This window comes from Microcoleus sp. PH2017_24_DOB_U_A (genome assembly GCF_020738205.1).
GTDB lineage: Bacteria > Cyanobacteriota > Cyanobacteriia > Cyanobacteriales > Microcoleaceae > Microcoleus.
The window spans coordinates 69,739-75,738 of the sequence record NZ_JAEQCT010000039.1; the positions used below are offsets into that span (position 1 = coordinate 69,739).

The following is a 6,000-nucleotide window of genomic DNA, read 5'->3' on the forward strand; positions in this document are numbered from 1 at the left end:
GTTAGACTTATGTCTAGAGAAGAGAAAGGGAGTCAAACAAAATGACAACTATCCAATCAATGACAACTGCAATAACATCCCTTTATGAACAGGATTTTTATCTGTGGTTACAGACAACAATCAACTTATTAAAAGAGGGTAAGTTTTCTGAAATAGATTTAGAGAACTTACTAGAGGAACTCGAAAGCATGGGGAGAAGCGACAAGAATGCTTTAAAAAGCAATTTGAGGGTACTTTTAATGCACTTACTTAAGTATAAATATCAGCCAGAAAAACGAACCAATAGTTGGGTGTACACCATTCGTGAACATCGTAAACGCATCGGAGATACCTTCAAAACCAGTCCGAGTTTGTATCGTTTTTTTGAAGAGATTTTTAATGAATCTTATCAAGATGCTAGGGAATTAGCCGCAGATGAAACAGGTTTATCTATTCAAATATTTCCCCCAGAGTCTCCCTTTACTGAAGAAGAAGTTCTTAATCCTGATTTTTTACCGCCTGAGTGCGATATGTCTGAAAATCCTGAAAATATTGAATAATTGAATCAGATATCCTTCTCTGTACTGATCGGTCATAATAGGATCAGTGAATATGCAAAAGCGAGGAAATAACTATGGTCGCTGCTACTGTCGCACAAAAGCATTTTACTCTAGAAGAGTTCATGGCTAATCCCCTCGATCACATGGAATGGGTGGATGGTAAAATCGTAGAGAAAAATGGAGCCACGCTCAAGCATGGTAAAATTCAATCAACGCTGGGTTGTTCTTGGTCAAATTACAGAAATTTAAGCAAAGAAAATGGTGATTTTTATATTTCACCACCTTGCCACACTAACCAAAACATTCGCCGTCCCGATGTCGCTTATCTCACACCCGAATTAGTCGCACAATTTGGTAATCTTGCCACTTTACCCCAAAGTTTTCCTTTAATTGCCGAAATAGTTTCACCCACCGATATCGCTGAGGATGTCTTTCTCAAAGCACAGGAATATTTAGAATCTAGCTGTCAGGAAGTCTGGTTAGTTTTTCCAGAAAGTCATTTAATATTTGTGATGACTCAAAATCAAATATTAACATTTCGAGCGGGTGATACCGCTAGCACTCAACAAATTCTGATCGGTTTTAGCATTGAGGTCGATCGCCTGCTAGCTTAAACATCAAACTAAATTGCTACAATATATTTGAGACTCCTCAGTCCGCGTAGGCGGACTTCGTTTGTATAGCCCCGAATTCTATTCGGTGGTGTTTATTTAATCCAGATTCGATATCCCACCATTCTAGAAAACGCCATGTCAAACGACTTTTCCTTAGACGAGCTTTTAATCAACAGTTACGATGCCTTCAAAGACGCAGAAAATGATGTGGGACAGTGCAATGTTTTAGTCATTGGCAAAACCGGTGTCGGTAAAAGTACCCTGATTAATGCAGTTTTTCGCCAGCGCTTAGCAGAAACCGGAGTCGGCCGCCCCGTCACTCACGGTATCCGCCAATATACTAAACCGAATTGCCCGATCGCAGTTTACGACACTCCTGGACTTGAACTCAACGCCGAACAAATTAAAATTATTCAATTAAACGTTGCTAAACTGATTGAAGACCAAAGACTTCTGCACCCCAAAGAACACATACACGTCATCTGGTACTGCATCAATCACGGCGCAAATCGAATAGAATCCGTGGAAGAAGGCTGGCTAAGAGAAATGGAAATCATGGATGTACCAGTTATTTTAGTGCTCACTCAAACTACATCGAAAAAACCGAGCGAGTTTTTCAAGCAACTGGAACACATGAATTTGCCAGTCAGTCAAATTATCCCAGTCATGGCTGAACCAGAAGAGATTGATGAGGATTATACAGTAAAGTCTCACGGTTTAGATAAGTTGGTTGATGCAACTTTTCAACTGCTGCCGGAAGTAGCGAAAAAAGCCTTTGTTAAAGAACAAATTGCCAATATTGGACTCAAATCTGATATGGCATTTAAGTATTTAAGTGCCTATGTTGCCGGTTCTGCGATTATCGGTGCAACTCCTGTGCCGTTTGCTGATGCGCCAATTTTGATGACGATGCAAACGGCAATGATTGCTAATATTACTGTGATTTTTGGAATGCCCTTTGATAAGGGATTTATCTCGGCGATGCTGTCTGCTATTAGCGGTGCTGGTGGGGTGACTGCTGTTGGTAGAAGTATTGTGACTAATTTGATTAAAATGATTCCGGGTGCGGGTACAATTGTCGGTGGTGCTATCTCCGGTGCAACGGCGGCTACTCTGACGCTGGCTCTTGGTTTGGCTTATATTGAAGTTCTGAAAGCTTATATGAAAGCTCAAGTTAATGGTGAACAGCTTTCTTTGCAGCAGTTGACTAAGATGTTTGTGGATTTGTACAAGGATTATGCGTCGTCGGGGCGCAAAACTTTGAAGGATGATAATCGGAATCAACCAAAACCTCCTAATCAAATTAATATTGATTAAATTGGGCATGGGGCATTGGGCATGGGGCATTGGGCATGGGGCATTGGGCATGGGGCATTGGGCATTGGGTGAGTTTCAATTACCAATTACCAATTACCAATTACCAATTACCAATTACCAATTACCAATTACCCATTACCAATTACCCATTACCCATTACCCATTTCCAAAGATTGCTATAATATTATTGAATTCTGCAAAAGGGAGTCAATGGCTATGGTAATGACAGCCGTTTTATCAGAAAATGTTTCTCTAGAAGACTTCATCGCTAGTCCCCCCGACGATATGGAATGGGTGGACGGGCAAATATCGGAGAAAAATGGAATGACAGTAAAACACAGTAGAATCCAATCTAGACTAGATTTTTCTTGGAGAAGTTACAAGATATCTAGCGGACAAGGGGGCGAAGTTTATACTGAAGTTCCTTGTCGTACTGACAGGCGAGTGCGTCGCCCTGATGTTGCTTATCTGACTGCTGAACTTGTTGCTGAATATGGCGATGTTCCTACTTTTCCTCAAAGTCCGCTGTTAATTGCTGAAATTGTTTCTCCTACTGATATTGCGGAAGAGATTTTTTTGAAAGCACAAGAGTATTTGGATTCTGGTTGTCTGGAAGTTTGGATTGTTTTTCCAGAAAGTTGCTGGATATTGATAATGACTCAAACTCAAAAGTTAGCGTTTAATTCCGGTGACGTAATCAGCACTCAGTTAGTGCTGCTGGGTTTTAGTGTTGCGGTTGATGAGTTGTTGGGTTGAAGGCAGAAATTAGTTATTAAGTGAGTGAACATATATTGCGTGTCATTACAAAGAAACCGGGTTTTTACAGAATTTAAGGGCTGCAATCAAGTATTTTTGTAAAAAACCCGGTTTCTAGGCCCCCGTGCGTAACTCCTATAAATTTTGTCAACTTGCACCAAATCACCAACAGCGGTACAATGTTTTCTGCTTTGTTTGCAAATCTACCGTAGATTCCAATTGGGAATTAAAACCAATAATTGAAATATGTCTCAAACTTACACTGTTGAATTACTCCACCAAGGCAGCACTTATACCGTAGAAGTGCCCGAAGATCAACCAATTCTGCAAACTGCGATCGCCGCGGGGATTGATTTGCCCAACTCTTGCAATTCGGGGGTTTGTACTACTTGCGCTGCTAAGGTGGTTGAGGGTCAACTTAAGCAGGTTGATTGCATGGGTGTTAGTCCGGAACTTCAGGCTGAAGGTTATGTGTTACTTTGCGTTTCTTTTCCCCGATCGCACTTGAAGATAGAAACTGAAAAAGAAGACATTGTTTACGATCGCCAGTTCGGTAAATCCTAGGACTAAGCTAAAATTTACGTAAGTACCCAAGTACCGATCGCGGTAAAACCACTATGGATCGCCCCATGACCACCCATTTCATTTCCGCAGAAGTAGACCTCCGCGATACGGCCGAAGAACTGCACTCAGCTATTGAAATTGAACTGCAAAAACACGGCGAACCCCTGCGCTGGGCCGTTACAGACGTGGATGTCGATCGCCAAAAGGCTCTGGTAGAAGGCTACGTGCTCGTGGAAGCATCCCCCGTAGCAGCGTGAAGCCCCGCCCTTTAACAGTGGTTTTGATAGTCCCCACAGGCGTTGGAGCCTCGATTGGGGGCTTTGCAGGCGATGCGCTGCCCGTTGCTAGGGCGATCGCCCAAATTTCTGATACGCTAATTACTCACCCCAACGTCCTCAACGGTGCTCAACTTTATTGGCCGATACCTAATGCACTTTACGTCGAAGGTTACGCCCTTGACAAATTTGCAGCCGGATGCTGGGGCCTGCAACCGGTACATCAAAATCGCATCGGCTTAATCATGGACTGCGCGATCGAACCTGAGTTACAATTGCGCCACTTGCAAGCCGTTGATGCTGCTAGAGCTACATTGGGTTTAAACATAACTGATTGTATTTTGACCGATCGCCCCCTGCAAGTAGAATTACGCATTTCAGAATCAGGGGCATCCTGGGGGACGATCGGCAATCCCGACAGTTTACTGCGCGCCGCCGACAAATTGATCGCACAAGCAAAAGTCCAGGCGATCGCAGTTGTGGCCAGATTTCCCGACGATGAAGGTAGCGTCGCCCTCGAAAACTACCGCCGCGGGAAAGGAGTCGATCCCCTCGCAGGCGCGGAAGCAGTCATCAGTCACCTCATTGTCAGAACATTTAAAATTCCCTGCGCCCACGCCCCCGCCCTGTCGCCACTTCCCCTCGATCCACATCTTTCGCCACGATCGGCTGCGGAGGAAATCGGTTATACTTTCTTACCTTGCGTGCTTGCAGGGCTTAGCAAAGCACCGCAATTTGTCACTCCTGGTGTGGGACAGGCATCTTGCTTACCACAGGTATTGGGCGGACAAGATGCCCGCCCCACAAGAGAGAACTTCCATGCAAACAGGCGAAATTTCGATTCGGTATCCCAGGATTTGTGGGCGGATCGAGTCGATGCGGTGGTAATACCGGCCACAGCGTGCGGCGGTAGTGCTATTCTGAGTTTGAGCGGGCGATCGACAGTACAAATTATTGCTGTGGGTGACAACAAAACCCAGATGCAAGCTTCCCCAGAAAAACTCGGAATCAAAGCTTTGCAGGTAAACTCATATTTAGAGGCGATCGGCGTATTGGTCGCTTTACGAGCCGGCATTAGTCCAGCTTCTTTGGGTGCAGACATCTCCTCCCTGCGGTGTTTGTCTGACTCAACTCAACAAATCTAAAATCTAAAACCTAAAATCTAAAATTGATTAAGTGCCAGAAAAACTTCCCGAAAATCCCGAAATTGAACCGTTGACGCGCACTCAGGTTTTAGTAGCAATGGGCGTGACAGCAATTATGTTGCTGGCGGTAGCTAAATTGTGGTTGATATTTGGATCGGTATCGCTTTTACCCGTGAAATTGATCGTCATGGATTTGTTCAAAGGATTGGCGATCGGACTGGCAATTACAGGCGGTAGTGCGATCGTATATCAACTCTGGCCCGGTTATCGCCGGAGTGCAGACATTTACTTGGAAGTAGTGCTCAAACCTTTGTTTTGGCCGGATTTAATTTGGCTGGGACTGCTACCCGGACTTAGCGAAGAATTGCTATTTCGAGGCGTGATGCTGTCTGGTTTGGGATTGAATGTGACCGGTTTAGTTTTATCGAGTTTTTGTTTCGGCATTCTGCACTTGGGAGGAATGGATCAGTGGCCTTATGCTGTTTGGGCGACGGCTGTGGGTTTCCTGCTGGGTTACAGTGTTTTAGCTACTGGCAATTTGTTAGTACCAATTACAGCTCATGTCTGCACGAATTTGATTTCTAGCTGTGTTTGGAAGTGGGAACACAATATGGTGAAACGGTAGGGCGATCGCACAGATTGGTTAGTAGTGAGGACTTCAGTCCGCATCAATCCAAGGACTAAAGTCCTTACTACGAACCTTTGGTATTTGTTTGTAGTGAGGACTTCAGTCCGCAGAAATTAAAGGACTAAAGTCCTCACTACGAACCTTTGGTATTTGTTTGTAGTG

The 6,000-nt window shown here is 44.2% G+C and carries 9 protein-coding genes; all 9 read left to right on the forward strand.

Annotated elements, in window-relative coordinates; translation table 11 throughout:
* The first annotated feature begins 41 nt into the window (after positions 1-41).
* Complete coding sequence (locus JGK07_RS11675) at positions 42-539, forward strand: DUF29 domain-containing protein (RefSeq protein ID WP_293180348.1); 498 nt, start codon at positions 42-44, stop codon at positions 537-539.
* Positions 540-613: 74 nt separating this feature from the next.
* Positions 614-1,153 (forward strand): Uma2 family endonuclease, encoded by a 540-nt coding sequence (locus JGK07_RS11680; RefSeq protein ID WP_293180345.1) that lies wholly within the window; start codon positions 614-616, stop codon positions 1,151-1,153.
* 135 nt (positions 1,154-1,288) lie between these two features.
* On the forward strand, positions 1,289-2,470 hold the full coding sequence (locus JGK07_RS11685; RefSeq protein WP_293180342.1) for a GTPase: 1,182 nt from the start codon (positions 1,289-1,291) through the stop codon (positions 2,468-2,470).
* Between the two features lie 35 nt (positions 2,471-2,505).
* On the forward strand, positions 2,506-2,652 hold the full coding sequence (locus JGK07_RS11690; RefSeq protein WP_293180339.1) for a hypothetical protein: 147 nt from the start codon (positions 2,506-2,508) through the stop codon (positions 2,650-2,652).
* Between the two features lie 28 nt (positions 2,653-2,680).
* Positions 2,681-3,226, forward strand: a complete 546-nt coding sequence (locus JGK07_RS11695; protein ID WP_293154866.1) for a Uma2 family endonuclease — start codon at positions 2,681-2,683, stop codon at positions 3,224-3,226.
* Between the two features lie 246 nt (positions 3,227-3,472).
* Positions 3,473-3,790, forward strand: coding sequence for a 2Fe-2S iron-sulfur cluster-binding protein (locus JGK07_RS11700; RefSeq protein ID WP_293180336.1), 318 nt, complete (start codon positions 3,473-3,475; stop codon positions 3,788-3,790).
* Between the two features lie 65 nt (positions 3,791-3,855).
* Positions 3,856-4,047: a hypothetical protein gene (locus JGK07_RS11705; RefSeq protein WP_293180527.1), complete on the forward strand. Its 192-nt coding sequence runs from the start codon at positions 3,856-3,858 to the stop codon at positions 4,045-4,047.
* Complete coding sequence (locus JGK07_RS11710) at positions 4,044-5,210, forward strand: DUF3326 domain-containing protein (RefSeq protein ID WP_293180333.1); 1,167 nt, start codon at positions 4,044-4,046, stop codon at positions 5,208-5,210. Before JGK07_RS11705 ends, JGK07_RS11710 begins: the two co-directional genes overlap by 4 nt.
* Before the next feature lie 31 nt (positions 5,211-5,241).
* Positions 5,242-5,835 (forward strand): CPBP family intramembrane glutamic endopeptidase, encoded by a 594-nt coding sequence (locus JGK07_RS11715; protein ID WP_293180330.1) that lies wholly within the window; start codon positions 5,242-5,244, stop codon positions 5,833-5,835.
* The last annotated feature ends 165 nt before the right edge of the window (positions 5,836-6,000 follow it).